Below are 24,632 nucleotides of genomic sequence, written 5' to 3'. Positions count from 1 at the left end.
CCAACGGGCCCGGCCGCCCGGCCGCGGCCCATGGCCTCACGCTACGGGTCCGGGATGCCCGGCAGATGAGCCTGCGGACGGGAATCGGCGGTCCTGCCTGCGCAGGACCGCCCGCCCGGCCGGTCATCCTCCGGAAGTACCGGCCGGACGCCCCAGGTAGGGGACGCCCCTGATCGAAGGTAGGGGGACTGCGGCGAACCCGCAGCTCAGGCCGGGTCGTGCTGGCCCGGGCGGCTCATCCCCGACTCGTAGGCGTACACCACCGCCTGCACCCGGTCGCGCAACCCCAGCTTGGCCAGCACGTTCCCGACATGGGTCTTGACCGTGGTCTCGCTGACCACCAGTTCGCGGGCGATCTCGGCGTTGGACAGCCCGCGCGCCACGTGCCGCAGCACCTCGCGCTCGCGTTCGGTCAGCGTCTCCAGGCCCGGCGCCGGCGACGACTCGCGCACCGACGGCAGCCGCGAGGCGAACTTGTCCAGCAGCCGCCGGGTCACGCTGGGAGCCACGATCGCGTCGCCGGCCGCCACGATCCGGATCGCCGACACCAGATCCTCGGGCGGGGAGTCCTTCAGCAGGAACCCGCTGGCGCCCGCCCGCACCGCCTCGATCACGTACTCGTCCAGGTCGAACGTGGTCAGGATGAGCACCCGCGGATCGTGCGTGGCCACGCCCTCGCGGACGATCCGCCGGGTCGCCTCGATGCCGTCCATGCCCGGCATCCGGATGTCCATCAGCACCACGTCCGGCAGCATCGACCGGGTCAGCTCCACCGCCGCCGCGCCGTCCCCGGCCTCGCCGACCACCGTCAGATCGGGCTCGGCCTCCAGGATCAGCTTGAACCCGGTGCGCAGCAGCGGCTGGTCGTCGACGAGCAGGACGCGTACGGTCATGGGGTCATTCTCCCGTCCCGGGCGACCGGTCCGTACCCGCGGGGCCGACTCCGGTCAGCCGGCGGCCCGCCTCACGCCTCCAGCGGGAACCGGGCCCGCACCCCGAACCCCCCGCCGACCCGCGGCCCGATCCGCAGCTCCCCGCCGTACAGCGCGACCCGCTCGTACATGCCGACCAGCCCGTGGCCCGGCCGGTCGCCGTTGCCCGACAGCAGCGTCTCCGCGCCGCGGCCGTTGTCCTCGATCTCCACCGTCAGGTCGGCGTCGGTGTAGCGCAGCCGCACCCAGGCGCGGGCCTGCGGGCCGGCGTGCTTGAGGGTGTTGGTCAGCGCCTCCTGGATCAGCCGGAACGCCGCCAGGTCCACCCCCGGCGACAGGGCCCGCGCCTCGCCCTCGATCCACAGCTGCACCGACAGCCCGGTCTCGCGGACGTGGTCGACCAGCTCGCCGAGGTCGGCGATGCCCGGCTGCGGCGACAGCTCCCCGCCGGCCTGCTCGGGATCCCGCTCGGTGCGCAGCACCCCGACGATCCGGCGCATCTCGCTGAGCGCGGTCCGCCCGACCTCCTCGATGGTGGCCATCGCCTCCCGGGCGCTGTCGGGATCGCGGTCCAGGATCCGGCGGGCCGCGCCGGCCTGCACGGTCATCACGCTGACATGGTGGGCGACCACGTCGTGCAGCTCCCGGGCGATCCGGGAGCGCTCCTCCACCCGGGCCGCCCGCGCGTCGGTGCCGCGGGCCTTCTCCAGCCGGGCCGTCCGGTCCTCCAGCTCGGCCAGGTAGGCGCGGCGCAGCCGCAGGTTGCGGCCCAGCGCCCACACCCCCACCAGCAGCACGCCGTCGGTGACGTAGTCCAGCAGCGAGATCCCGCCGTTGTACAGCAGCAGCATCGCGTTGAACGTCGCGAACGCCGCCAGCCCGCCGAGCGCGCTGTGCGCCAGCCCCCGATGCGCCGCCACGCTGTAGATCGCGATGAGGAACGCCGCCACGTCCGCCGACGACGACGGATAGCCCAGCACCGCCAGCACGAGCAGCCCGGCGGCCGTCCACGCCAGCACCGTCATCGGCAGCCGGCGCCGCCAGGTCAGCCCCAGCGTCATCGCGACGACGATGGCGACGTTGCGCGCGTCCGGCTCGGCGAACCGCTCCGCATAGGGCTCGGGCAGCTCGGTCAGCAGGAGCTGCGGCAGCCCCACCGCCAGCAGCAGCAGCGCCAGCAGCAGGTCGGCGACCTGCGGGCGGGCGCGCAGCAGACGGCGGCCCTCGGCGATGCGGATGCGGGGTGACACGTGACTCACCCTAGGACGTCGTGCCCGGACGCGACCCCTCCTGCACGGGGAGGTCCGGTCCTCCCTGAGGAGGATCCCGCGGAGGGAGTCGTCACAGGTCGTCGGTGCGGTCCAGCCGCGACGGACCCGGCTCCAGATCGGCGGGGGAGCGGCGCTGCGGCGGGTCCGCCGGCAGCGGCGGCGGCGTCCCGCCGAACTCCGGGCAGCGCTCCTTGTGGTCGCACCAGTCGCACAGCCGGCCCCGCCGCGGCCGCCACTCGCCGGTGTCCATCGCCCGGCGGATCGCCTGCCACAGCGCCTCGACCTTGCGTTCGGTGGCCCGCAGGTCCGCCTCGTCGGGGACGTACCGCAGGATCTCCCCGTTGCCCAGGTACATCAGCTGCAGCATCCGCGGCACCGTGCCGTGCAGCCGCCACAGCACCAGGGCGTAGAACTTCATCTGGAACAGCGCCCGGGCCTCGAAGTCGGCGCGGGGCGCGGTGCCGGTCTTGTAGTCGACGATGCGGATCTCCCCGGTGGGCGCGACGTCCACCCGGTCGATGTAGCCGCGCAGCTTCAGCCCCGAGTCCAGCACCGTCTCCACGTACAGCTCCCGCTCGGCCGGCTCCAGCCGCCGCGGGTCCTCCAGCGTGAAGTAGCGCTCCACCATCTCCCGCGCCCGCGCCAGCCACGCCTGCGGGTCGGCGTCCGGGTCGCCGGCCGTCTCCGGGTCCGGCTCGTCGGGGAACATCGCGCCCAGCTCCGGCTCCTCCGACAGCAGCCGCTCCCACTGCGGGCCGAGCAGGTCCAGCGCCGCGGCCACGGTGCGCCGCTCGGCCGGCAGGTCGTACAGCCGCTCCAGCACCGCGTGCACCAGCGTGCCGCGCACCGCGGCCGGGCTGGGCCGCTCGGGGATCTGGTCGATCACCCGGAACCGGTACAGCAGCGGGCAGGTCATGAAGTCCCCGGCCCGCGACGGCGACAGCGCCCCGGTGACCGCCGGGGCGGCCGGGCCGGTGCCCGCAGGGGGGTGGGAGGGGGCTTCGGCGGTGGTCATGGCGACAGGGTAGGCGACGCCTGTGACGGAATCCGGCAGGTGCGGCCCGTAGCATCGATGGCGTGGCAGACACCCCTCCCGGGACCGGGACCCCACCGCGCAGCGCGGAACCCCGGCCGGGATTCCCCATGGGCAGGCCGTTCGGCGTCCCGGTGTACGTGTCGCCGAGCTGGTTCCTGGTCGCCGTGGCGATCACCGTGCTGTTCGAGGACCAGGCCCGGGCGGTCGTGGACCCGCCGCTCAGCTACGCGGTGGCCTTCGCCTACGCGGTGCTGCTGTACGCGTCGGTGTTCGTGCACGAGCTCAGCCACGCGGTGACCGCCCGGCTGTTCGGGCTGCCGGTCCGGTCGGTCACCCTGCACATCCTCGGCGGGGAGACGCTCATCGAGCGCGAGTCGCCCACCCCGGGCCGGGAGTTCCTGATCGCGTTCGCCGGCCCGCTGACCAACCTGGTGCTGGCCGCGGCGGGACTGCTGGCCTGGCTGGCGCTGCCGCTGCCGCCGGTGGCCGAGCTGCTGGTCACCGCGCTGACGCTGGCCAACCTGCTGGTGGGGCTGTTCAACCTGCTGCCGGGGCTGCCGCTGGACGGCGGCCGGCTGGTGCGCGCCTCGGTGTGGAAGGTCACCGGCCGCGGCCGGGACGGCACCGTGGTCGCCGCCTGGGTCGGCCGCGGCATCGCGCTGTGCACCGTCGCCGCCGGGGCGCTGGCCGTCTCCCTCCCGGCCGGCGGCTGGCCGGTCCTGCTGTGGTCCTCGCTGGTGGCCTCGTTCATCTGGGTCGGCGCCACCCACGCGCTGCGCGCCGAGCGCGTCCGCGCCCGCATCCCCGCCCTGCACGCCCGCGCCCTGGCCCGCCGCGCCGCTCTGGTCACCGCCGACCTGCCGCTGTCGGAGGCGATCCGCCGGGCGCGCGAGCAGGCCGCCGGCGCGCTGGTGGTCGTCGACCACCAGGAGCGGCCCGTGGCGCTGGTCAGCGAACGGGCCGTCACGGCGGTGCCCGAGCACCGCCGCCCCTGGATGACCGCCGGGGAGGTGTCCCGCGGCCTCGCGCCGGAGCTGACGCTGCCCGCGGACCTGTCCGGCGAGGAGCTGATCGACGCGCTGCGCCGGGCCCCGGCCTCGGAGTACCTGCTGGTGGAGCCGGACGGGCGGGTGTACGGGGTGCTGACGGCCGGTGACGTCGACAGGGCCTTCGCCGGGGTGTGACCGTCCCCCCGCCGCCGGGCCGCGAGCCGGTCCGAGCGGGTGACCGGCCCCGATAACCTTGACGACCATGACCGAACCGCAGCCGACCGGAAATCACGGACCCGACGAGGCCCCCGCCGCCCCCGCGCACCGGGCCGCCGGGCGCATCCCGCACGGTCCGTTCCGCGCCGGCGACCAGGTTCAGCTGACCGACCCCAAGGGCCGCGTCAACACCATCACCCTGCAGCCCGGCAAGCTGTACCACTCGCACAAGGGCGCCATCGCCCACGACGACGTCATCGGCAGCCCCGAGGGCAGCGTGTTCCGCTCCACCGGCGGCGTCGAGTACCTGGCGTTCCGGCCCCTGCTGGCCGACTTCGCGCTGCGCATGCCGCGCGGCGCCGCGGTGGTCTACCCCAAGGACGCCGCGCAGATCGTGGCGATGGCCGACATCTTCCCCGGCGCCCGCGTCGTGGAGGCCGGCGCCGGATCCGGGGCGCTGAGCTGCTTCCTGCTGCGCGCGGTCGGCGAGCACGGGCTGGTGTCGTCCTACGAGCGCCGTGAGGACTTCGCCGAGATCGCCCGGCGGAACGTGGAGACCTTCTTCGGCGGCCCGCACCCGGCGTGGCGGCTGACCGTCGGGTCGCTGGAGGACGCGCTCGCCGAGACCGAGGTCGACCGGGTGGTGCTGGACATGCTGGCCCCCTGGGAGTGCCTGGAGGCGGTGGGCAAGGCGCTGATCCCCGGCGGGCTGGTGTGCGCCTACATCGCCACCACCACCCAGATGTCGCGGATCGTGGAGGCGCTGCGGGCGCACGGGTCGTTCGCCGAGCCGTACGCGTTCGAGACCATGCTGCGGTCCTGGCACGTCGACGGGCTGGCGGTGCGCCCGGACCACAGGATGGTCGGCCACACCGGGTTCCTGGTGACCGCCCGGCGGCTGGCCGACGGCGTCACCCCGCCGCCGCGCCGCCGCCGCCCCGCCAAGGGCGCCCACCCGGCCCCCGAGGAGGGCTGACCGGCTCGCAGCTGCGGGAGTGCCGCAGATCACACCGGGCGGCCTCCGGGGGCCGCCCGTGAAACTGTTACGACGAATTCACATATCCGGTCAGGATTTTCGGTCCCTCCGCGGGTACCGCTTCCGACGCGAGAACCTCGTGCCGGAGCGGGGAATGAAGGCAGATCCTCGCGGCGTTCCAGTATTTTCCGTGACGTGTTCGCGGGTCGCGAAGCGCCGGGAAATGGCCCCCTCGGTCGGTCCGGCACGACACGAGCACCCCAAGGGCAGGTTACGGAAGCCCTCCGGATAGGTAGGGTCTGAGTAGGTCGTCGGCTCTCTTCTTGAGGAGGTGACGGGGCGTGGCCGCTCGTGATGATGCTGGGGCGCGTAAGGCGCAGCACGACATGGAGGTACGTGACCTTCAGACGCAGGTCTCCATCCTGGAGGAGGAGATCTCCGTGCTGCGCCGCAAGCTCGCGGAGTCCCCACGTCAAGTTCGTGTGCTGGAAGACCGCCTCCACGAGGCACAGGCCAACCTGGCCGCCGTGACCGGGCAGAACGAACGCCTTGTCGCGACCCTCAAGGAGGCCCGGGAACAGATCATCGCGCTCAAGGAGGAGGTCGACCGGCTGGCGCAGCCGCCGTCCGGCTTCGGCGTCTTCCTGGAGGCTCGCGACGATGGAACGGTCGACATCTTCACCGGCGGCCGCAAGCTGCGGGTGAACGTCTCGCCGGCCGTCGACGTCGCCGAGCTGAAGCGCGGCCAGGAGGTCATGCTCAACGAGGCGCTCAACGTCGTCGAGGCGCTGGACTTCGAGACGCAGGGCGAGGTCGTCATGCTCAAGGAGCTGTTCGACGACGGTGAACGCGCCCTGGTGATCGCGCACGCCGACGAGGAGCGCGTGATCCGGCTCGCCGAGCCGCTGCGCGGGGTTCCGCTGCGGGCCGGCGACTCGCTGATGCTCGAGCCCCGTTCCGGCTACGCCTACGAGAAGATCCACAAGGCCGAGGTCGAGGAGCTGGTGCTGGAGGAGGTGCCGGACATCTCCTACGAGGAGATCGGCGGCCTCGGCCCGCAGATCGAGCAGATCCGCGACGCGGTGGAGCTGCCCTACCTGCACGCCGACCTGTTCCGCGAGCACCACCTGCGGCCGCCCAAGGGCGTGCTGCTGTACGGCCCGCCCGGCTGCGGCAAGACGCTCATCGCCAAGGCCGTCGCCAACTCCCTGGCCAAGCAGGTCGCCGAGAAGACCGGCCAGGAGGGCAAGAGCTTCTTCCTCAACATCAAGGGCCCCGAGCTGCTCAACAAGTACGTCGGCGAGACCGAGCGGCACATCCGGCTGGTGTTCCAGCGGGCCCGCGAGAAGGCCTCGGCCGGCACCCCGGTGATCGTGTTCTTCGACGAGATGGACTCGATCTTCCGCACCCGCGGCTCGGGCGTGTCCTCCGACGTGGAGAACACCATCGTCCCGCAGCTGCTGAGCGAGATCGACGGTGTGGAGGGGCTGGAGAACGTCATCGTCATCGGCGCCTCCAACCGCGAGGACATGATCGACCCGGCGATCCTGCGGCCCGGCCGGCTGGACGTCAAGATCAAGATCGAGCGGCCCGACGCCGAGGCGGCCAAGGACATCTTCTCCAAGTACATCCGGCCCGACCTGCCGCTGCACCCCGACGACCTCAAGGAGCACGGCGGCTCGCCCGAGGCCACGGTCGAGGCCATGATCCAGCGGGTCGTGGAGCGGATGTACGCCGAGACCGAGGAGAACCGCTTCCTGGAGGTCACCTACGCCAACGGTGACAAGGAGGTCCTGTACTTCAAGGACTTCAACTCCGGCGCGATGATCCAGAACATCGTCGACCGGGCCAAGAAGATGGCCATCAAGCAGTTCCTGGACACCGGCCAGAAGGGCCTGCGGGTGGCGCACCTGCTGGCGGCCTGCGTGGACGAGTTCAGCGAGAACGAGGACCTGCCCAACACCACCAACCCCGACGACTGGGCCCGCATCTCCGGCAAGAAGGGCGAGCGGATCGTCTACATCCGCACGCTGGTCTCCGGCAAGGCGGGCACGGAGGCCGGTCGTTCCATCGACACGGTCGCCAACACCGGCCAGTACCTGTAAGGGCCGGCACCCGTCCGGACGCGGCGGTCACCTCCGGGTGGCCGCCGCGTCCGCGTCGCGGGGGTCTGCGGTGAGATCGACAGGTAAACGTCCGGGGCCGGGGTAATAACCCGGCGATGTCGTACAGCAGCGATGACCAGGGACGGAGCGCCGCCAGGCGCCCGGGGCGCCGGGACCGGCGGCCGGGCGGGCCGGCGGCGGCGCCATCACTATCCGGTTCCGCCTCTCCGAGGAGGCGCCGATCGGCACTAGGCTCGACGATATGAGTGTTCGGCGGGTGATGGGGATCGAGACCGAGTACGGCATTTCCGTGCCCGGTCAGCCAGGGGCCAACGCGATGGTGACGTCATCGCAGGTCGTCAACGCCTACCTGGCGGCCTCGGCGGCTCGGGCCAGACGGGCCCGCTGGGACTTCGAGGAGGAGAATCCGCTGCGCGACGCGCGCGGCTTCGACCTGGCCCGTGAGGTGGCCGACCCGAGCCAGCTCACCGACGAGGACCTGGGGCTGGCCAACGTCATCCTCACCAACGGGGCGCGCCTGTACGTCGACCACGCGCACCCGGAGTACTCGGCGCCCGAGTGCACCAATCCGCGGGACGCCGTGATCTGGGACAAGGCGGGGGAGCGGGTGATGGCCGACGCTGCCCGCCGCGCCGCGATGGTGCCGGGCACCCACCCCATCCAGCTCTACAAGAACAACACCGACAACAAGGGCGCCTCCTACGGCTGCCACGAGAACTACCTGATGAAGCGGGAGACCCCGTTCGCCGACATCGTCAAGCACCTGACGCCGTTCTTCGTCTCCCGGCAGGTGGTGTGCGGCGCGGGCCGGGTCGGCATCGGGGTGGACGGCCGCGGCGACGGCTTCCAGATCAGCCAGCGCGCCGACTTCTTCGAGGTGGAGGTGGGCCTGGAGACCACCCTCAAGCGGCCCATCATCAACACCCGGGACGAGCCGCACGCCGACCCCGACAAGTACCGGCGGCTGCACGTCATCATCGGCGACGCCAACATGAGCGAGATCTCCACCTACCTCAAGCTCGGCACCACCGCGCTGGTGCTGGCGATGATCGAGGACGGGTTCCTCACCGTGGACCTGTCGGTGGACATGCCGGTGGCGGCGCTGCGCGCGGTCTCCCACGACCCGTCCTGCAGGCACCTGATCACGCTGCGGGACGGCCGCAAGATGACCGCCGTGCAGCTGCAGATGGAGTACCTGGAGCAGTCCCGCAAGTACGTCGAGGACCGGTTCGGCTCCGACGTCGACGAGCACACCCGCGACGTGCTGGACCGCTGGGAGTCGGTGCTGCACCGGCTCGGCGAGGACCCGATGCAGCTGTCGCGGGAGCTGGACTGGGTGGCCAAGCTGGAGCTGCTGGAGGGCTACCGCAGCCGCGACGGCCTGGACTGGTCGCATCCGCGGCTGCAGCTGGTGGACCTGCAGTACACCGACATCCGCCCCGACAAGGGCCTGTACAACCGCCTGGTGGCGCGCGGCCGGATGGAGCGGATCACCACCGACGCCGAGATCGAGGCGGCGGTGGAGGACCCGCCGACCGACACCCGCGCCTACTTCCGCGGCCGGTGCCTGCGGCAGTACGCCGACGCGGTGGCCGCGGCCTCCTGGGACTCGGTGATCTTCGACGTGCCGGGCCGGGAGTCGCTGCAGCGGGTCCCCACCCTGGAGCCGCTGCGCGGCACCGAGCAGCACGTGGGCGCCCTGCTGGACCGCTGCCGGACCGCCGCCGAGCTGGTCGCCGTGCTGACCGGGGAGAACTGAGGCCCCCGCCGGGACCCGGTGGGACCCGGTGGGACCCGGTGGGACCCGGTGGGACCCGGTGGGACCTGGTGGACTCGGTGGACTGGCGTGGCCGATGCGTGGTCGTGACCGGTATGACCGTTTCAGCGGGGGTAGGGCGGGCGATAACCGTGTCAAGGCAGCCCCCGGACGCCACGAGGCGCATCGGACATCGAAGTCCGCTGGCCGTCGGTGATCGCAGGTAGGGTTGAGGGCACCGGCAGTGAGTGGAGGTAACCGATGGCCACTAAGGACACCGGCGGTCAGAAGCAGACCACGCGTCGCGACGAGGAGGTCGAGGAGACGCAGGCGGCGGTCGGTGAGGACGTCGCCGAACGCCACGAGAAGCTGTCCGACGACGTCGACGCCATCCTCGACGAGATCGACGAGGTGCTGGAGGAGAACGCCGAGGACTTCGTCCGCTCCTACGTGCAGAAGGGCGGGCAGTAACCGCCGCCGCGGGCCGATCGCCTCCCGTCCGCCGGGGCCGCCCGGCGGTGCGGATCTCGCCTCCCGGGCCCGGTGACGCGACCGCGTCGCCGGGCCCGCGCGCGTCCGCGGCCGGTCTCAGCCCGCCGGCGCCTCCCCGGCCGCCGGCTCGGCCAGCGCGGCGGCGAACGCGTCCGGGACGGTGAAGCCGTCCGGCGGGATCGGGATCTGGTGCGCCAGCCGGCACCAGGCCAGGTCCACCGCCGCCGCCGCGCTCATCGCCCGCAGCGCGACCTCGGCGTCGGCGGGCCGGAAGTCCTCCGGCAGCCGGCCGCGCACCGGCCACAGCCGGCGCAGCCCGTGCCCCGGCTGCTCCAGGACGTCGGCCAGCAGCCCGCGCAGCTCGGGGTCCAGCCAGTTGCCGACCTGCGGCGCCAGGTCGGGCCGGTAGCCGGCCATGTCGGCGGCCAGCAGCGCCACCGCGGCGTGCCGCGGCTCGGTGAAGTCCGAGCCCTCCGGGTCCCCGCACATCGGGGTCAGCGCGTCCGCCAGCTCGTACACCGCCATCTGGAAGCGCCGCCCCGGCGCGGCGTCGGAGAACAGGGTGGCGCCCAGCCCCGGCGGGCAGCGGCTCATCCACTCCCGTTCCAGCGCCTCGTCCCCGTACGGCAGCGCCCGGTGGTCCAGCGCCGGGTTGGCCTGCAGCGGCTCGATGATCGACAGCAGCGCCTGGGCGCGGACCTTGAACCGCGGGTCGTCGCGCAGGGCCTGCGCGGTCATCACCATGCAGCGCACGATGTGCCCGGCCGCGTCGGGCCGCCCGGCCCGCATCCGCTCGGCGTACAGCGCGATGATGGTGCGCAGCAGCGGCGGCACCAGCCAGCGCAGCCGGCCGTGGTCGTCGAACGGCCGCGACAGGTACGGCTCCCACAGCCGCAGCAGCCCGGTCTGGGCCTCGTTCTCCAGGTCGGGGTCGAACACCGGGACCGCCGCGCACCACAGCATCGCGCTCCAGGTGGCGGCGACGGTGCTGGGGGTGCCGTGCAGGAAGTAGCTCCAGCCCAGCGGGTAGTCCAGCGGCGGGGCGGCCGCCGCCTCGGCGATCACCGAGCGCAGCCGGTACAGCAGCGCCCCCGACACCGGCCGGCCCGCCACCGCCAGCGGCGGCCCGTAGTCGTAGGCGAAGTCGGGCCCGGCGGGCAGGATCTCCACCGGCATCGCCGGGGGGTTCAGGCCCGGCTGGGCGGGCCGGGCGGAGCGGCGCACCTGCGCGCTGCGCGGCGGGAAGCAGGGGAACCAGCGGCCGTCGGCGGGGTGCCAGCGGTACCAGCGCGCCCACGCCCCGTACATCCACCAGGAGCCGTCGGGCAGATGCACCAGCCGGGCGACCAGCGCCTGCTGCCGGTGCACCGGGGCGGCGGTCGCCCACCAGGGGGCGGCCACGGTGGCGCGGGTGTCGTGCTCGGCCCGTTCGAACGGGTCGCCGTCCCCGGGGGCCGGGGCCTGCTCGCCCGGCGGCCCCGGATAGGGCGGCGGGGCCGGATAGGGCGGGACCGGCGGACCGGGCAGCGGCGGCGGCCCGCCCTGCGGCACGGGCGCACCCGGCCATACCGGCGGTCCCTGATCGCCGGGCCATGTCGGCTGCCCGTGAGGGCCCGGCCAGCCCGGCTGCCCGGGCGGCGGGCCAGGAGGTCCCCAAACCACGCCGTCATCGTAGTGTCCCGCGGCCGGGTTCGCCGTGGGCGGACTCCCGGACCGATCACCGGATATGCGCCTCGCGCTGGTTGAACGTTAGGGTCGTAATCGTCCGCGCCGGTGAGACCCCTGGGGCCGCCGGTGCCATGGTGGAGGGAAGGAGTCGCGTGGCGTCCCACGATTCGCACACCGGACGTCTTCCGGGGGTGTTCATGAACCCGGGCACGTCCTCGTTCACCGAGTTCCTCGGGTCCTACGCCCCCGACCTGCTGCCCGGCCGCCGCATGAGCAACCTCGCCGGGGGAACTCCGGGGAACGTGGAGATACCGCATGCCACCACGATCGTGGCGGTGACGTTCCCGGGCGGGGTGGTGATGGCCGGCGACCGGCGGGCCACCGCCGGGAACATGATCGCCCAGCGCGACGTGGAGAAGGTCTTCCGGGCCGACGAGTTCTCCGCGGTGGCGATCGCCGGCACCGCCGGGATCGGGATGGAGATCGTCCGGCTGTTCCAGGTCGAGATCGAGCACTACGAGAAGATGGAGGGCCGCACCCTCTCGCTGGAGGGCAAGGCCAACCGGCTGGCCACGATGATCCGCGGCAACCTCGGCATGGCGATGCAGGGCCTGGTGGCGGTGCCGCTGTTCGCCGGGTACGACACCGACCGCGGGGTCGGCCGGATCTTCAGCTACGACCCGGCCGGCGGCCGTTACGAGGAGCAGGACTTCCACTCGATCGGCTCCGGCTCGGTGTTCGCCCGCGGCGCGCTCAAGAAGCTGTGGCGGCCCGACCTGGACGCCTCCGACGCCGCGCTGGTGTGCGTGCAGGCGCTGTACGACGCCGCCGACGACGACTCGGCCACCGGCGGGCCGGACCTGATCCGCAGGATCTACCCGGTGGTCGCGACGGTCACCGGCGACGGCTACCGCCGGCTGGCCGAGGAGGAGATCGCCGACCTGGCCCAGACCGTCGTCGACGGGCGCCACGACTCGCCGGGCGGGCCGACCGCCCCGCTGCGATAGAAGGGACCCACTCCGGTGAGCATGCCGTTCTACGTCTCGCCCGAACAGATCATGAAGGACAAGGCGGACTACGCGCGCAAGGGCATCGCGCGCGGCCGCAGCGTCGTCGTGCTGCAGTACGACGGCGGGATCCTGTTCGTGGCCGACAACCCCTCGCGGGCGCTGCACAAGATCAGCGAGATCTACGACCGGATCGCCTACGCGGCGGTCGGCAAGTACAACGAGTTCGAGACGCTGCGGCTGGCCGGCGTCCGGTACGCCGACGTCAACGGCTACCAGTACGACCGGGGCGACGTGACAGCGCGCGGCCTGGCCAACGCCTACGCCCAGACGCTGGGCACGATCTTCACCGACTCCAGCAAGCCCTACGAGGTGGAGCTGGTGGTCGCCGAGGCCGGCGAGGACGCCGACTCCGACCAGATCTACCGGCTGACGTTCGACGGGTCGGTCCGCGACGAGCACGGCTACGTGGCGATGGGCGGGCAGGTGGAGGCCGTGGAGCAGGCCCTCAAGGACCGCTTCGAGGAGGGCCTGTCGCTGTCGGCGGCGCTGCGTGCGGCGGTGCAGTCGCTGGAGGCCCAGGAGGCCGACCGGCGGCTGGAGGCCAAGGCGCTGGAGGTGGCGGTGCTGGACCGCAGCCGCGAGCACCGGCTGTTCCGCCGGCTGCCGGCCCCGCGGATCGAGGAGCTGCTGGCCGAGGAGTCCTGACCCGGCCGCCTGACCGACGCGTTCCCCCCGATCCCCCGCCCGCGCCGCGGGCGGGGGATCCGCCGTTGCCGGGGCCGGTCCGGAGGCTCTTGATCTACAACGTAAAGGCGCCGGATCGTGATCATCCGGCGCATCAGCACCCTGGGCACTGTCGGGCGGGCCCGCCGCCGCATAGGGTCGAGGTGTGGACAGGCGCATTTTCGGGCTCGAGAACGAGTACGGGGTCACCTGCACCTTCCGCGGGCAGCGGCGGCTGTCACCCGATGAGGTGGCGCGCTACCTGTTCCGCCGGGTGGTGTCATGGGGACGCAGCAGCAACGTGTTCCTGCGCAACGGCGCGCGGCTCTATCTCGACGTGGGCAGCCACCCCGAGTACGCCACGCCCGAGTGCGACAGCGTCATCGACCTGGTGACGCACGACAAGGCGGGCGAGCGGATCCTGGAGGGGCTGCTGGTCGACGCCGAGCGCCGGCTGCGCGAGGAGGGCATCGCCGGCGACATCTACCTGTTCAAGAACAACACCGACTCGGCCGGCAACTCCTACGGCTGCCACGAGAACTACCTGGTGGGGCGGCACGGCGAGTTCGGCCGGCTGGCCGACGTGCTGATCCCGTACCTGGTCACCCGGCAGATCATCTGCGGGGCGGGCAAGGTGCTGCAGACCCCGCGCGGCGCGGTGTACTGCGTGTCGCAGCGGGCCGAGCACATCTGGGAGGGGGTCTCCTCGGCCACCACCCGGTCCCGCCCGATCATCAACACCCGCGACGAGCCGCACGCCGACGCCGAGCGGTTCCGCCGGCTGCACGTGATCGTGGGCGACTCCAACATGAGCGAGACCACGATGCTGCTCAAGGTCGGGGCGACCGACCTGGTGCTGCGGATGATCGAGGCCGGGGTGGTGATGCGCGACCTCACCCTGGAGAACCCGATCCGCGCCATCCGGGAGGTCAGCCACGACATGACCGGCCGCCGCCGGGTCCGGCTGGCCAACGGCCGGGAGGCCTCCTCGCTGGACATCCAGAAGGAGTACTACGGCAAGGCCCGCGACTTCGTGGACCGCCGCGGCGGCGACGCGGTCGCGCTGCGGGTGCTGGACCTGTGGGAGCGGACGCTGCGCGCGGTGGAGACCGGCGACCTGGACCTGGTCTCCCGGGAGATCGACTGGGTCACCAAGTACCAGCTCATCGAGCGGTACCGGCGCAAGTACGACCTGCCGCTGTCCTCGCCCCGGGTGGCCCAGCTGGACCTGGCCTACCACGACGTGCACCGCGGCCGCGGCCTGTACTACCTGCTGGAGAAGCGCGGCTCGGTCGAGCGGGTCACCCGCGACCTGGACATCTTCGAGGCCAAGTCGGTGCCGCCGCAGACCACCCGGGCGCGGCTGCGCGGCGAGTTCATCCGGCGGGCCCAGGAGAAGCGCCGCGACTTCACCGTCGACTGGGTGCACCTGAAGCTGAACGACCAGGCGCAGCGGACGGTGCTGTGCAAGGACCCGTTCCGCTCGGTGGACGAGCGGGTCGACAAGCTCATCGCCGGGATGTGACGTGAGCTGCCCTCGGGGGTGACCAGCCGGTAAGGTGAGCGCTCAAGTCCGCTCCGTCACCCCCGAAGGACGCTCATGCGCCGTCGTCTGGTCCCGCTGGCGGCCGCTTTGGTGGCCGCGCCGCTGCTGCTGTCGGCCTGCTCGCTGGGCGGCGGCATCCCGGTGGAGGTGTCCGGGGAGTACGGCAGACAGCCCGACGTGAGGTTCGACTCCAAGGCCGAGCCGGGCGACGAGCTGAAGATCGAGACCCTGGTGGACGGCGAGGGCGCCGAGGTCCGCAAGGGCGACCTGGTGGTGGCCTCCTACGTCGGCTACCGCTGGAACGGCGCGGGGACCAAGCTGGTGGCCAACAGCTACACGACGGGCAAGCCGGGCGCGTTCCCCTCCGGCAAGCTGGTGCCCGGACTGGACAAGGCGCTGGTCGGCAAGAAGGTCGGCAGCCGGGTCGTCGCGCTGATCCCGCCCGACCAGGGGTACGGCGACCGGGGCGACGAGCGGCACCAGATCGGCCCGAACGACTCGCTGGTGTACGTGCTGGACGTGCTGGCGGCCTACGGCAAGGACGCCGCCGCCAAGGGCTCCCCGCAGCCGCTGGCCGACGCCCGGCTGCCCCGGGTCGCCGACGCCGGCGCCGGTCGCGCGCCCCGGGTGACCGTTCCGCGCACCGCGCCGCCCGCCAGGCTGCAGGTCCGCACGCTGGTGCAGGGCACCGGCCCGGCGCTGCGCGGCAACCGGCTGGCGGTGCTGCACTTCACCGGGGTGCTGTGGCGGACCGGCGAGGAGTTCTACTCCACCTGGGGCGAGGGCCGTCCCGCCGGGGAGATCATCGGCGTCGGCCAGGACATCAGGGCGTTCGACGAGGGCCTGGTGGGGCAGCGGATCGGCAGCCGCATCCTGCTGGTGGTGCCGCCCGCCTGGGGCTACGGCACCAAGGGCCTGTCCCACTACGGGATCAAGGGCAACGACACCCTGGTCTACGTGGTCGACATCCTCGGCGCGCACTGAGCCCTCTACGGACGACCGCGGCGTGCTCTGCGAGCGGAGGCCGACCGTGATCCCGCCCGGCTCGCGTCGTTCTAACGTCGAGACCGGTTGTTCTTAGACTGGCCGGGTGGACGATGTCGAGGCGATGGCCGCGCTGCGCGACCCGGTCCGGCGGCGGCTGTACGAGTACGTGAGCGCCCAGGACCACGAGGTCGGGCGGAACGAGGCGGCCGAGGCGGTCGGCGTCCAGCGCACCCTGGCCGCGCACCACCTGGACAGGCTCGCCGAGGCCGGCCTGCTGGAGACGACCAGCCGCCGGCTGAGCGGCCGGTCGGGACCGGGGGCGGGACGCCCGGCCAAGCTGTACCGGCGGGCGGCGGGGGAGCGGACGGTGTCGCTGCCGCCCCGCGACTACCGCACGGCCGCCGAACTGCTGGCCGAGGCCGCCGAGGAGAGCGGGCTGGACGAGCCGCTGCACCGGGCCGCGCGCAGCCGGGGCCGCCAACTGGCCGAACGCGCGGGACCGGTCGGGGACCTGGAGGCGGCAAGGGCCCTGCTGGCCGCCCGCGGCTATGAGCCCGTCGTCGAGGAGACGCCGGGCGGCGCGGTGCTGCGCATGCGCAACTGCCCGTTCCACGCGCTGTCGGAGGAGTTCCCGCCGCTGGTGTGCGGGATGAACCTGGCGCTGCTGGAGGGGCTGTTCGAGAACGCGCCCGGCCTGGCGCCCCGGATGGACCCCCGTCCCGGTTGGTGCTGCACGGTCCTCGGGGCTTCTAAAAATAATGAGCGTTGACATATGCTGCCGGGCATGACCGACTTCCATCTGGCCCAGTTCAACATCGCCCGTCTGAAGGCGCCCCTGGACGACCCCTCGATGACCGGATTCCTGGAACTGCGCGACCCGCTCAACGCCCTGGCCGACGGCGACCCCGGCTTCGTGTGGCGGCCGGTGTCCCCGGTCGACGGCGCCGACGAATGGCCCTACGGCCCGGACATCCTGATCAACTACTCGGTGTGGCGGTCCCGCGAGGCCCTGTGGGAGTACGCCTACCGCAGCGGCCACCTGGAGGCCATGCGCCGCCGCCGCGAATGGTTCGACCGGGTCGCCGAGACCTACCAGGTGCTGTGGTGGATCCCCGCCGGGCACCGCCCCGGCCCCGACGAGTGCGTGGACCGCCTGGAACTGCTGCGGCGCGAGGGACCCACCCCGCGGGCGTTCACGTTCCGCGACCACTACACCGCCGAGGAGGCGGCCCGCGCCGAGGCCGAGCAGGCCGCCCGGGTGGGCTGACCGCTACAGCAGGGACGCGGTGTGCCGGCCGGCGGCCGCGGCGGCCAGGAAGTAGGCCAGGTCCTCGTCCAGGCGGCGGCCCATGGTCGACAGCCGCACCCCCCAGTCCCGTTCGGCCGTCCGCAGCTCGTCGGCCAGCCCGTCCACCGGCACGCGCACCAGCTCGTGCCGGTCGGCCAGCGTCCCGGCCTGCCGGGCGACCCGTTCGCCGAACTCTCCGGGCAGGTCGGGCACCACCACCTGAGCCCGGGCCAGCGCGACCCGCCCGTAGGCGGTCAGGCTGTGATGGGAGACCCCCACGTGCCGTTCCCGCTTGTCGCCCTCGCTGACCCGCAGCGACGCCACCGGCCGTCCCGACAGCACGGCGGCGGCGTTGACCGCCTCGCCCGCCGAGACCCCCGAGAACCCCCAGCGGGTCCCGGTGCCCAGGTTGCCCGGCCCCTGCGCCAGCACCACGACCTCGGCGTCCAGCACCAGCCGCGCCGCCAGCAGCCCGGTGTGGACCGTCACCGCCTCCAGGTCCCCGCCGAACGCCTGCCCGACCGTGACCGTGGCGGCCAGCGCGCCCGCCGCCTTCAACTGCCCGATGGCCATCGAGAACCAGGCCGGCAGCGCGCCCCCGTCCGGCATCACGTACACCACGCGGGTGCCGGGACGGGCGGCCAGCAGCCCGGCCAGGATCGGCGGCAGCGCCGAGTGCAGGTCCGCCACGATCACCGGCATCCCGTCCAGGGAGTCGGCGTCGCGCAGCAGTTCGTGGTGCGGGGAGTCCTGCTCGTCGGCGCCCAGCACGGTCGCCTGCAGCGGCGTGTACCGGGCCTTGACCAGGTGCCCGGGACCGGACGGGTCCGGCGGCAGCCGGTCGGGGACCGCGACCACCATGGCGTACCCGCCGGTGCCCAGCCCCAGCGCCAGCGCCGTGGTGTTGAGCAGCACCGCGTCGCCCGGCTCGGGGCGGCCGACCAGGGCGGGATAGGCCAGCGCGCGCACGATCTCCCCGTCGCGGCCGGGCTCGCCGTCGACCGCGACCTCCAGCTCGACCGATCCCGGCCATTCCCGGCGAACGCGTTCCACCCTGCCTTTACGCCATCGGATCACGCCGGAAACGGTAGCGTCTTGACCTGAGGGTTGGAGCACTCCTCGGAGGATCCGGGGGCGCCCGAGGATCGAGGTGGTGGCGTTGTCGCGGCGCAAGACCGAGCGCCTGCTGAACCTGGTGGTCTGCCTGCTGGCCACCCGGCGCTATCTCACGGCCGAGCAGATCCGCCGGGCGGTGCCGGGCTATCCCGACTCCGGCGAGGCGTTCAAGCGGATGTTCGAGCGCGACAAGGAGGAGTTGCGCGAGCTGGGGGTGCCGCTGGAGGTCGGCAGCGAGGAGGAGACGGGGGAGACCGGCTACCGGATCCCGCCGCACGACTACGAGCTGCCGGAGATCCACCTGACCCCGGACGAGACCGCGGTGCTGGGGCTGGCCGCCCGGGTGTGGCAGCGCGCCGCCCTGGCCGAGGCCGCCTCCGGGGCGCTGCTGAAGCTGCGGGCCGCCGGGATCGACACCTCCGAGACCGACTCGCTGGGCATCGAGCCGCGGGTGGACACCGACGAGCCGGCCTTCCCGGCGCTGTGGGAGGCGGTCAAGAACGGCCACCCGGTCGCGTTCGACTACCAGGGCGTCGGCCGCACCGCCGCGGCCCGCCGGCACGTGCAGCCGTGGGGGGTGATCAGCCGCCGCGGCCGCTGGTACCTGGTCGGGTACGACACCGACCGGCAGGACACCCGGGTGTTCCGGCTCAGCCGGATCGTCGGCGAGGTCGCCGCCGACGGCCCGCCCGGCAGCGTCACCGTCCCGGAGGGCGTGGACATCCGCAAGATCGCCTTCGAGCGGATCGAGGCGCCCGCCGAGGCCCGCTCGGCGACCGTGCGGCTGCGCGCCGGGGCGGCGCAGGGCCTGCGCCGCTGGGCGTCGGACGTGCGGCCGGACGGCCCCGGCTGGGACACCGCCCGGCTGTCGTTCAGCGAGGCCGAGCGGTTCGCGCCCTACCTGGCCCGGTTCGGCGCCGACGTGGTGGTGCTGGACCCGCCCGACCTGCGCGACGCGGTGATCCAGCAGCTCAAGTCGGTGCTGGCGGGACACGACCGGTGAGAGGGGAACGCGACGTGAGCAGGCACACCACCTCCAGCGACCGGCTGGCCCGGCTGCTGGCCCTGGTGCCGTACGTGGTCAACCGGGACAGCGTCGCCCTGGACGAGGCCGCCGCCGCGTTCGGGGTCACCGAGAAGCAGCTCATCGACGACCTGAACCTGCTGTGGTGCGTGGAACTGCGCGCCCCCGACCCGTACTGCCCGATCGACCTGTCCTACGAGGGCGGGGAGATCACCGTCAGCGAGGCCGAGTCGATCGCCCGGCCGCTGCGGCTGAAGGTCGACGAGGCCGGGGCGCTGCTGGTGGCGCTGCGGATGCTGGCCGAGATCGGCGACCCCCGCGACCGGGACGCGCTCAGCCGGGTGATCGCCAAGCTGGAGAACGCCGCCGGGGAGGGCGCCGCCGCGGTCAGCAGCCAGGTGTCGGTGCAGGTGGACCCGGCCGGGGGGATGCCCGCCCGGGTCCGCGACGCGATCGCCCGCGGCCGCCGGCTGCACCTGACCTACTACGTGCCGGGCCGCGACGAGAACACCGAACGCGACGTGGACCCCATGCGGCTGCTGGTCGTCGACGGCCAGCCCTACCTGGAGGGCTGGTGCCGCCGCGCCGAGGGGGTCCGGCTGTTCCGGCTGGACCGGGTCGTGGAGCTGACCGTGCTGGACGTCCCCGCCGAGGTGCCCGCCGACGCCGAGCACCGCGACGTGCGGGCCGGGCGGCTGTTCAGCCCCTCGCCCGACGACATCCGCGTCACGTTCGAGCTGACCCCGGCCGGGCGGTGGGTGGCCGACTCCTACCCGTGCGAGAGCGTGGAGGAGCTGGGGGAGGGGCGGCTGCGGGTCGTGCTGCGCACCGCCGACCAGCGGTGGGTGCGGGGCCTGGCGCTGCGGCTGGGCGACCAGGGCCGGATCACCGGCCCGCCGGAGCTGACCGAGGCCGTCCGCGCCGACGCGGCCCGGGCGCTGGCGCATTACGAGACCGCACCGGCCCGATGAGGCGGCCGCCGCGGGCTGTCGCGGTTCCCGGCGATTCGCTACCGTGGCGGCGTGGGTTGGGCTCAGGTCTTCGTCGCGGTGGCGTCCGCGGGACTGCTGGTGCTGGCGCTGTGCGCGGCCAAGGTGTTCCGGGCGGTGCAGGGACTGGGGCGTGAACTCGAGCGCACCCGGCGGCGACTGGACGCCGAACACTCGACGCTGCGCGGTGAACTTCGCCGGCTGCGGGAGACGGGGGAGTCCGATACCTCCGCCGACGGCGTACGATCGTCATGAATGGCACCTGCTGAGAAGGAATGACATGGCTGGACTTGGCTGGACCGAGATTCTGATCATCCTCGCGGTGGTCATGCTGCTGTTCGGGTCCGCGAAGCTCCCGCAGCTCGCGCGTTCGCTGGGCCGGTCCGCCCGCATCCTGAAGGCGGAGACCAAGGGGCTGCGGGAGGACGACGAGACGCCGCAGCCGGCGCAGCCCCAGGCGCAGCAGCCGCCGGTGCAGCAGCCGCCCGCGCAGCCGTACGCCCCGCCGCAGGGCCAGCTGCCGCCCGGGCAGCCGATCCAGGGTGTGCCGGTCGACCCCAACCAGGCCCGCAAGCACTGATCCCCGGTCACGGACGTGACCGGCAGGCATTGACCGACAGGCGGGATTGACCCACCCCGATGCTGAAGCTGACCAGGCGGCGGCCACCGGCGGACCCGGAAGGCCGCATGCCGCTCATGGACCACCTGCGCGAGCTGCGCAACCGGCTGATCAAGGCCATCCTCGGCCTGGTCGCCGGGATGGTCGTCGGGTTCGTCTTCTTCGACCCGGTCTGGAGCTTCCTCCAGGAGCCCTACTGCGAGCTGGACGCGGCCTACCGCGCCAGCGGCGGCCGTGAGTGCAACCTGTACACCAACGGTCTCACCGAGGGCTTCTTCCTGCGGATCAAGATCGCCCTGATGATCGGCGCGGTGGTGTCCGCACCGATCTGGCTGTACCAGCTGTGGGCCTTCGTGGCGCCCGGCCTGTACCGCCGTGAACGCCGGTGGACCTACGTCTTCATGGCGGCGGCGGTCCCGCTGTTCCTGCTGGGCGCCGTGCTGTCCTACGTCACCCTGGACAAGGGCCTGAGCATCCTGCTGGGGTTCGTGCCCGACAACACGGTCCCGCTCGTCACCATCACCAGCTACCTCGGCTACGCCACGGCGATGCTGCTGGTGTTCGGGCTGACGTTCGAGCTGCCGCTGTTCGTGGTGGTGCTCAACCTGGCCGGAGTGCTCAGCTCCGCGCGGATCCGCCGGTCCCAGCGGATGATCATCTTCGGGATCTTCGTGTTCGCCGCGGTGGCCACCCCCAGCGCCGACCCGTTCACCATGCTGGCGCTGGCGCTGCCGACGATCCTGCTGTTCGAGGTCGCCGCCTTCCTGGCGTTCCTGAACGACCGGCGGCGCGCCCGGCGGCCCGACCCGTACGCCGAACTGGCCGACGACGAGGCCGCTCCGCTGGACCTGGAGGAGATCGACGCGGAGCTGGAGAAGGGCGAACGCGCCCGCTGACCTCACCCCGGGGCGACGGCGTCGGCGGCCGGTTGGGAACGTCCGACGCGAAACCATAGGCTCGACACCATGAGTTCCCCTGGTACCACGCCCGCCGAACGCTACGCCGCGCATCGCGCGCGCGTCCGCGAGAACGGGCCCGCGCTGCTGGACTTCCAGACGCTGTACGACTTCGAGCTGGACCCGTTCCAGCTCGAGGCGTGCCGGGCGCTGGAGGCGGGCAAGGGCGTGCTGGTGGCCGCCCCCACCGGATCGGGCAAGACCATCGTCGGGGAGTTCGCCGTCCACCTGGCGCTGGCGAACCGGCAGAAGTGCTTCTACACCACCCCGATCAAGGCGCTGTCCAACCAGAAGTACGCCGACCTGGTCCGCCGCTACGGCCCGGAGAAGGTCGGCCTGCTCACCGGTGACAACAGCGTCAACGGCGAGGCCCCGATCGTCGTCATGACGACCGAGGTGCTGCGCAACATGCTCTACGCCGGGTCGCACACCCTGGCGGGGCTGGGCTTCGTCGTCATGGACGAGGTGCACTACCTGGCCGACCGGTTCCGCGGCGCGGTGTGGGAGGAGGTCATCATCCACGTCCCGGACTCGGTCCGGATCGTGGCGCTGTCGGCCACCGTCTCCAACGCCGAGGAGTTCGGCGAGTGGCTGCAGGAGGTCCGCGGCGACACCGCGGTGATCGTCGACGAGCACCGGCCGGTGCCGCTGTTCCAGCACATGCTGGTCGGCAACCGGCTGTACGACCTGTTCGTCGACACCGGCGACCCGAACGACCGCCCCAGGATCAACCCGCAGCTGCGCAACATCGCGGTCGACGAGGTCCGCCGCGCCAAGATCAACCAGGGCCGGCGCACCGGCCGCAAACGGGTCTCCCGGCCGCCCCGGTTCCGCCCGCCGGCCCGCCCGGACGTGATCGAGCGGCTGGACCGGGCCGGGCTGCTGCCGGCGATCACGTTCATCTTCAGCCGGGCCGGCTGCGACGCGGCCGTCATGCAGTGCCTGTACGCGGGGCTGCGGCTGACCTCCCGCGAGGAGGCCGAGGAGATCCGCGCGCACGTCGAGCTGCGCACCGCCGACATCGCCGACGAGGACCTGCGGGTGCTCGGCTACGACGAGTGGCTGGACGGGCTGATGCGCGGGATCGCCGCCCACCACGCCGGGATGCTGCCGACCTTCAAGGAGGTCGTGGAGGAGCTGTTCACCCGCGGGCTGATCAAGGCGGTGTTCGCCACCGAGACGCTGGCGCTGGGCATCAACATGCCGGCCCGCACCGTGGTGATCGAGAAGCTCGACAAGTGGAACGGCGAGACCCACACCGACCTGACCCCCGGCGAGTACACCCAGCTCACCGGGCGGGCCGGGCGGCGCGGCATCGACGTGGAGGGCCACGCGGTGGTGATCTGGTCGCCCGGCATGGACCCGTTCGCGGTCGCCGGGCTGGCCGGCACCCGCACCTACCCGCTGAACTCCAGCTTCCGGCCGTCGTACAACATGGCGGTCAACCTGGTCGGCGCGGTCGGCCGCGAGCGCGCCCGCACCCTGCTGGAGGAGTCGTTCGCCCAGTTCCAGGCGGACCGGGCGGTGGTGGGCCTGGCCCGGCAGGTGCACAAGAACACCGAGGCGCTGGCCGGGTACGCCGAGGCCGCGACCTGCCATCTGGGCGACTTCATGGAGTACGCGGCGCTGCGCCGCCGGCTGTCGGACCGGGAGGCGGAGCTGGCCCGCGAGCGGGGCGCCGCCCGCAAGGCCGAGGCGGTCCGGTCGCTGGAGCGGCTGCGGCCCGGCGACGTGATCGTGGTCCCGGCGGGACGCCGCGCGGGCCTGGCGGTGGTGATCGACCCGGGGCTGGGCAAGCGGTCCGACGGGCCGGCGCCGCTGGTGCTGACCGCGCAGCGGTCGGTGCAGCGGCTGTCGCCGCTGGACTTCCCGCAGCCGGTGGAGCCGCTGGAGCGGATCCGCATCCCCCGGTCGTTCAACCCGCGCAGCCCGCAGCAGCGCCGCGACCTGGCGTCCACGCTGCGCAACAAGGTGCCCGAGCCGGACCTGAAGACGCACCGCCCCCGCCGGGGCGGCGGCCAGGCCGCGGGGGAGGACGCCGAGATCGCCCGGCTGCGGCGCGAGCTGCGGCAGCATCCCTGCCACGGCTGTGACGAGCGGGAGGACCACGCCCGCTGGGCGGAGCGGTACTTCCGGCTGGAACGGGAGACCGAGTCGCTGCGCCGCCGGGTGGAGGGCCGCTCCCAGGTGATCGCGCGCACCTTCGACCGGGTGTGCGGGGTGCTGGAGCAGCTCGGCTACCTGGAGGGCGACACCGTCACCGAGGAGGGCCGCCGGCTCGGCCGGATCTACAACGAGCTGGACCTGCTGACCGCCGAGAGCCTGCGCGCCGGGCTGTGGGAGGACCTGGACCCGGCGGAGCTGGCGGCGTGCGTGTCGGCGCTGGTGTACGAGTCCCGCCAGCCCGACGACGCGTCCGCGCCGCGGACCCCGCCGGGGGCCGCGCGGGACGCGCTGGCGGCGATGGTGCGGCTGTGGGGCGAGCTGGACGCGATCGAGAAGGACAACCGGGTGTCGTTCCTGCGGGAGCCGGACCTGGGGTTCGCCTGGACCGCCCACCAGTGGGCGTCGGGCCGGCCGCTGGACGAGGTGCTGCTGGAGGCGGACATGACCGCCGGCGACTTCGTGCGGGCGGTCAAGCAGCTGATCGACCTGCTCGGCCAGGTCGCCGACGCCGCCCCGGAGGACAGCCGGATCCGCAAGGTCGCGGGCCGGGCGATGGACGCGATGCGGCGCGGGGTGGTCGCCTACTCGTCGGTGGCCTGATCCGGCGCGCAAACCTCGGCCCGGCCCGAAAACCGGACTTACTATGTAAAGGGTCGGGCCGGAAACCGGAACCGCGGTTCGCCGGAGCAAGATCGGACATCCACGGGGCGTGCCGCCGCGAACGCGGCGGCCCGACCCGATGGAGG

The 24,632-nt window shown here is 73.0% G+C and carries 22 protein-coding genes; 17 read left to right on the top strand and 5 right to left on the bottom strand.

The genetic code is table 11. The features are described 5' to 3' along the window. Nucleotides 1-206: 206 nt before the first annotated feature. The 3 genes from HNR21_RS24600 to HNR21_RS24590 all read right to left on the bottom strand — a co-directional run bounded on the left by HNR21_RS24600 (nucleotide 207) and on the right by HNR21_RS24590 (nucleotide 3,218). Entirely contained in the window at nucleotides 207-893 is a 687-nt protein-coding gene (locus tag HNR21_RS24600) for a response regulator (protein ID WP_119730604.1), read from the bottom strand. 71 nt (nucleotides 894-964) lie between these two features. Next, complete coding sequence (locus tag HNR21_RS24595; RefSeq protein WP_182707079.1) at nucleotides 965-2,182, bottom strand: sensor histidine kinase; 1,218 nt, start codon at nucleotides 2,180-2,182, stop codon at nucleotides 965-967. Between the two features lie 91 nt (nucleotides 2,183-2,273). Further along, complete coding sequence (locus HNR21_RS24590) at nucleotides 2,274-3,218, bottom strand: RecB family exonuclease (protein WP_119730602.1); 945 nt, start codon at nucleotides 3,216-3,218, stop codon at nucleotides 2,274-2,276. Between the two features lie 128 nt (nucleotides 3,219-3,346). Here HNR21_RS24590 and HNR21_RS24585 point away from each other — a divergent pair, with 128 nt between their 5' ends. The 5 genes from HNR21_RS24585 to HNR21_RS24565 all read left to right on the top strand — a co-directional run bounded on the left by HNR21_RS24585 (nucleotide 3,347) and on the right by HNR21_RS24565 (nucleotide 9,773). Beyond that, nucleotides 3,347-4,423, top strand: coding sequence for a site-2 protease family protein (locus tag HNR21_RS24585; RefSeq protein ID WP_119730601.1), 1,077 nt, complete (start codon nucleotides 3,347-3,349; stop codon nucleotides 4,421-4,423). A 67-nt stretch (nucleotides 4,424-4,490) separates the two neighbouring features. Further along, entirely contained in the window at nucleotides 4,491-5,420 is a 930-nt protein-coding gene (locus tag HNR21_RS24580) for a tRNA (adenine-N1)-methyltransferase (RefSeq protein WP_220500285.1), read from the top strand. A 386-nt stretch (nucleotides 5,421-5,806) separates the two neighbouring features. Beyond that, on the top strand, nucleotides 5,807-7,525 hold the full coding sequence (arc, locus tag HNR21_RS24575; RefSeq protein ID WP_182707078.1) for a proteasome ATPase: 1,719 nt from the start codon (nucleotides 5,807-5,809) through the stop codon (nucleotides 7,523-7,525). 262 nt (nucleotides 7,526-7,787) lie between these two features. After that, nucleotides 7,788-9,305, top strand: coding sequence for a depupylase/deamidase Dop (dop, locus tag HNR21_RS24570; protein ID WP_119730599.1), 1,518 nt, complete (start codon nucleotides 7,788-7,790; stop codon nucleotides 9,303-9,305). A 258-nt stretch (nucleotides 9,306-9,563) separates the two neighbouring features. Beyond that, nucleotides 9,564-9,773, top strand: coding sequence for a ubiquitin-like protein Pup (locus tag HNR21_RS24565; RefSeq protein ID WP_103939355.1), 210 nt, complete (start codon nucleotides 9,564-9,566; stop codon nucleotides 9,771-9,773). A 117-nt stretch (nucleotides 9,774-9,890) separates the two neighbouring features. On the opposite strand, the gene HNR21_RS24560 is transcribed toward HNR21_RS24565, so the two are convergent. Then, the gene (locus HNR21_RS24560) at nucleotides 9,891-11,345 is read right to left on the bottom strand and encodes a hypothetical protein (protein ID WP_182707077.1); all 1,455 of its coding nucleotides are present in this window, start codon (nucleotides 11,343-11,345) and stop codon (nucleotides 9,891-9,893) included. Between the two features lie 314 nt (nucleotides 11,346-11,659). Between HNR21_RS24560 and prcB the strand changes: the two genes are divergently transcribed. From prcB to HNR21_RS24530, 6 genes are all read left to right on the top strand, one after another. Beyond that, nucleotides 11,660-12,469, top strand: a complete 810-nt coding sequence (prcB, locus tag HNR21_RS24555; protein ID WP_233359207.1) for a proteasome subunit beta — start codon at nucleotides 11,660-11,662, stop codon at nucleotides 12,467-12,469. A 21-nt stretch (nucleotides 12,470-12,490) separates the two neighbouring features. Then, nucleotides 12,491-13,177, top strand: a complete 687-nt coding sequence (gene prcA / locus HNR21_RS24550) for a proteasome subunit alpha (protein WP_119730597.1) — start codon at nucleotides 12,491-12,493, stop codon at nucleotides 13,175-13,177. A gap of 184 nt (nucleotides 13,178-13,361) precedes the next feature. Then, entirely contained in the window at nucleotides 13,362-14,720 is a 1,359-nt protein-coding gene (pafA, locus tag HNR21_RS24545) for a Pup--protein ligase (protein ID WP_119730596.1), read from the top strand. A gap of 75 nt (nucleotides 14,721-14,795) precedes the next feature. Continuing rightward, nucleotides 14,796-15,725, top strand: a complete 930-nt coding sequence (locus tag HNR21_RS24540; protein WP_182707076.1) for an FKBP-type peptidyl-prolyl cis-trans isomerase — start codon at nucleotides 14,796-14,798, stop codon at nucleotides 15,723-15,725. A 106-nt stretch (nucleotides 15,726-15,831) separates the two neighbouring features. Continuing rightward, the gene (locus HNR21_RS24535) at nucleotides 15,832-16,497 is read left to right on the top strand and encodes a helix-turn-helix transcriptional regulator (protein ID WP_182707075.1); all 666 of its coding nucleotides are present in this window, start codon (nucleotides 15,832-15,834) and stop codon (nucleotides 16,495-16,497) included. A 15-nt stretch (nucleotides 16,498-16,512) separates the two neighbouring features. Then, a complete protein-coding gene (locus HNR21_RS24530; protein WP_182707074.1) occupies nucleotides 16,513-16,995 on the top strand; it encodes a DUF3291 domain-containing protein in 483 nt (160 codons plus the stop codon). Between the two features lie 3 nt (nucleotides 16,996-16,998). Here HNR21_RS24530 and HNR21_RS24525 read toward each other — a convergent pair whose 3' ends face one another. Continuing rightward, nucleotides 16,999-18,093 carry a DUF3866 family protein gene (locus HNR21_RS24525; RefSeq protein WP_182707073.1) on the bottom strand — a complete coding sequence of 365 codons (1,095 nt, stop codon included), beginning with the start codon at nucleotides 18,091-18,093 and terminating at the stop codon, nucleotides 16,999-17,001. Nucleotides 18,094-18,169: 76 nt separating this feature from the next. On the opposite strand from HNR21_RS24525, the gene HNR21_RS24520 reads away from it, so the two are divergent. The 6 genes from HNR21_RS24520 (at nucleotide 18,170) to HNR21_RS24495 (ending at nucleotide 24,486) form a co-directional block, all read left to right on the top strand. Further along, nucleotides 18,170-19,135 carry a helix-turn-helix transcriptional regulator gene (locus HNR21_RS24520; RefSeq protein WP_233358717.1) on the top strand — a complete coding sequence of 322 codons (966 nt, stop codon included), beginning with the start codon at nucleotides 18,170-18,172 and terminating at the stop codon, nucleotides 19,133-19,135. Nucleotides 19,136-19,149: 14 nt separating this feature from the next. After that, nucleotides 19,150-20,127: a helix-turn-helix transcriptional regulator gene (locus HNR21_RS24515; protein WP_182707072.1), complete on the top strand. Its 978-nt coding sequence runs from the start codon at nucleotides 19,150-19,152 to the stop codon at nucleotides 20,125-20,127. A 51-nt stretch (nucleotides 20,128-20,178) separates the two neighbouring features. After that, entirely contained in the window at nucleotides 20,179-20,400 is a 222-nt protein-coding gene (locus HNR21_RS24510; RefSeq protein WP_233358716.1) for a hypothetical protein, read from the top strand. 25 nt (nucleotides 20,401-20,425) lie between these two features. Continuing rightward, nucleotides 20,426-20,725: a Sec-independent protein translocase subunit TatA gene (tatA, locus tag HNR21_RS24505; RefSeq protein ID WP_182707071.1), complete on the top strand. Its 300-nt coding sequence runs from the start codon at nucleotides 20,426-20,428 to the stop codon at nucleotides 20,723-20,725. Between the two features lie 107 nt (nucleotides 20,726-20,832). Beyond that, a complete protein-coding gene (gene tatC, locus HNR21_RS24500; RefSeq protein WP_198679232.1) occupies nucleotides 20,833-21,660 on the top strand; it encodes a twin-arginine translocase subunit TatC in 828 nt (275 codons plus the stop codon). A gap of 69 nt (nucleotides 21,661-21,729) precedes the next feature. Continuing rightward, the gene (locus HNR21_RS24495; RefSeq protein WP_182707070.1) at nucleotides 21,730-24,486 is read left to right on the top strand and encodes a DEAD/DEAH box helicase; all 2,757 of its coding nucleotides are present in this window, start codon (nucleotides 21,730-21,732) and stop codon (nucleotides 24,484-24,486) included. Nucleotides 24,487-24,632 lie beyond the last annotated feature (146 nt).

This window comes from Thermomonospora cellulosilytica (assembly GCF_014138835.1).
GTDB classification, from domain to species: domain Bacteria; phylum Actinomycetota; class Actinomycetes; order Streptosporangiales; family Streptosporangiaceae; genus Thermomonospora; species Thermomonospora amylolytica.
The sequence above is the reverse complement of the archived record's forward strand: the minus strand, read 5'-3'. Positions and strand labels throughout refer to the sequence as shown.

Bases quoted from the DNA above. Each gene is read 5' to 3' on its own strand.
- HNR21_RS24530 (WP_182707074.1), top strand. From the start codon at position 16,513: ATGACCGACTTCCATCTGGCCCAGTTCAACATCGCCCGTCTGAAGGCG.
- HNR21_RS24540 (WP_182707076.1), top strand. From the start codon at position 14,796: ATGCGCCGTCGTCTGGTCCCGCTGGCGGCCGCTTTGGTGGCCGCGCCG.
- dop (WP_119730599.1), top strand. From the start codon at position 7,788: ATGAGTGTTCGGCGGGTGATGGGGATCGAGACCGAGTACGGCATTTCC.
- HNR21_RS24565 (WP_103939355.1), top strand. From the start codon at position 9,564: ATGGCCACTAAGGACACCGGCGGTCAGAAGCAGACCACGCGTCGCGAC.
- prcA (WP_119730597.1), top strand. From the start codon at position 12,491: ATGCCGTTCTACGTCTCGCCCGAACAGATCATGAAGGACAAGGCGGAC.
- HNR21_RS24585 (WP_119730601.1), top strand. From the start codon at position 3,347: ATGGGCAGGCCGTTCGGCGTCCCGGTGTACGTGTCGCCGAGCTGGTTC.
- arc (WP_182707078.1), top strand. From the start codon at position 5,807: ATGGAGGTACGTGACCTTCAGACGCAGGTCTCCATCCTGGAGGAGGAG.
- HNR21_RS24495 (WP_182707070.1), top strand. From the start codon at position 21,730: ATGAGTTCCCCTGGTACCACGCCCGCCGAACGCTACGCCGCGCATCGC.
- HNR21_RS24600 (WP_119730604.1), bottom strand. From the start codon at position 893: ATGACCGTACGCGTCCTGCTCGTCGACGACCAGCCGCTGCTGCGCACC.
- tatA (WP_182707071.1), top strand. From the start codon at position 20,426: ATGGCTGGACTTGGCTGGACCGAGATTCTGATCATCCTCGCGGTGGTC.
- HNR21_RS24590 (WP_119730602.1), bottom strand. From the start codon at position 3,218: ATGACCACCGCCGAAGCCCCCTCCCACCCCCCTGCGGGCACCGGCCCG.
- prcB (WP_233359207.1), top strand. From the start codon at position 11,660: ATGAACCCGGGCACGTCCTCGTTCACCGAGTTCCTCGGGTCCTACGCC.
- tatC (WP_198679232.1), top strand. From the start codon at position 20,833: ATGCCGCTCATGGACCACCTGCGCGAGCTGCGCAACCGGCTGATCAAG.
- HNR21_RS24580 (WP_220500285.1), top strand. From the start codon at position 4,491: ATGACCGAACCGCAGCCGACCGGAAATCACGGACCCGACGAGGCCCCC.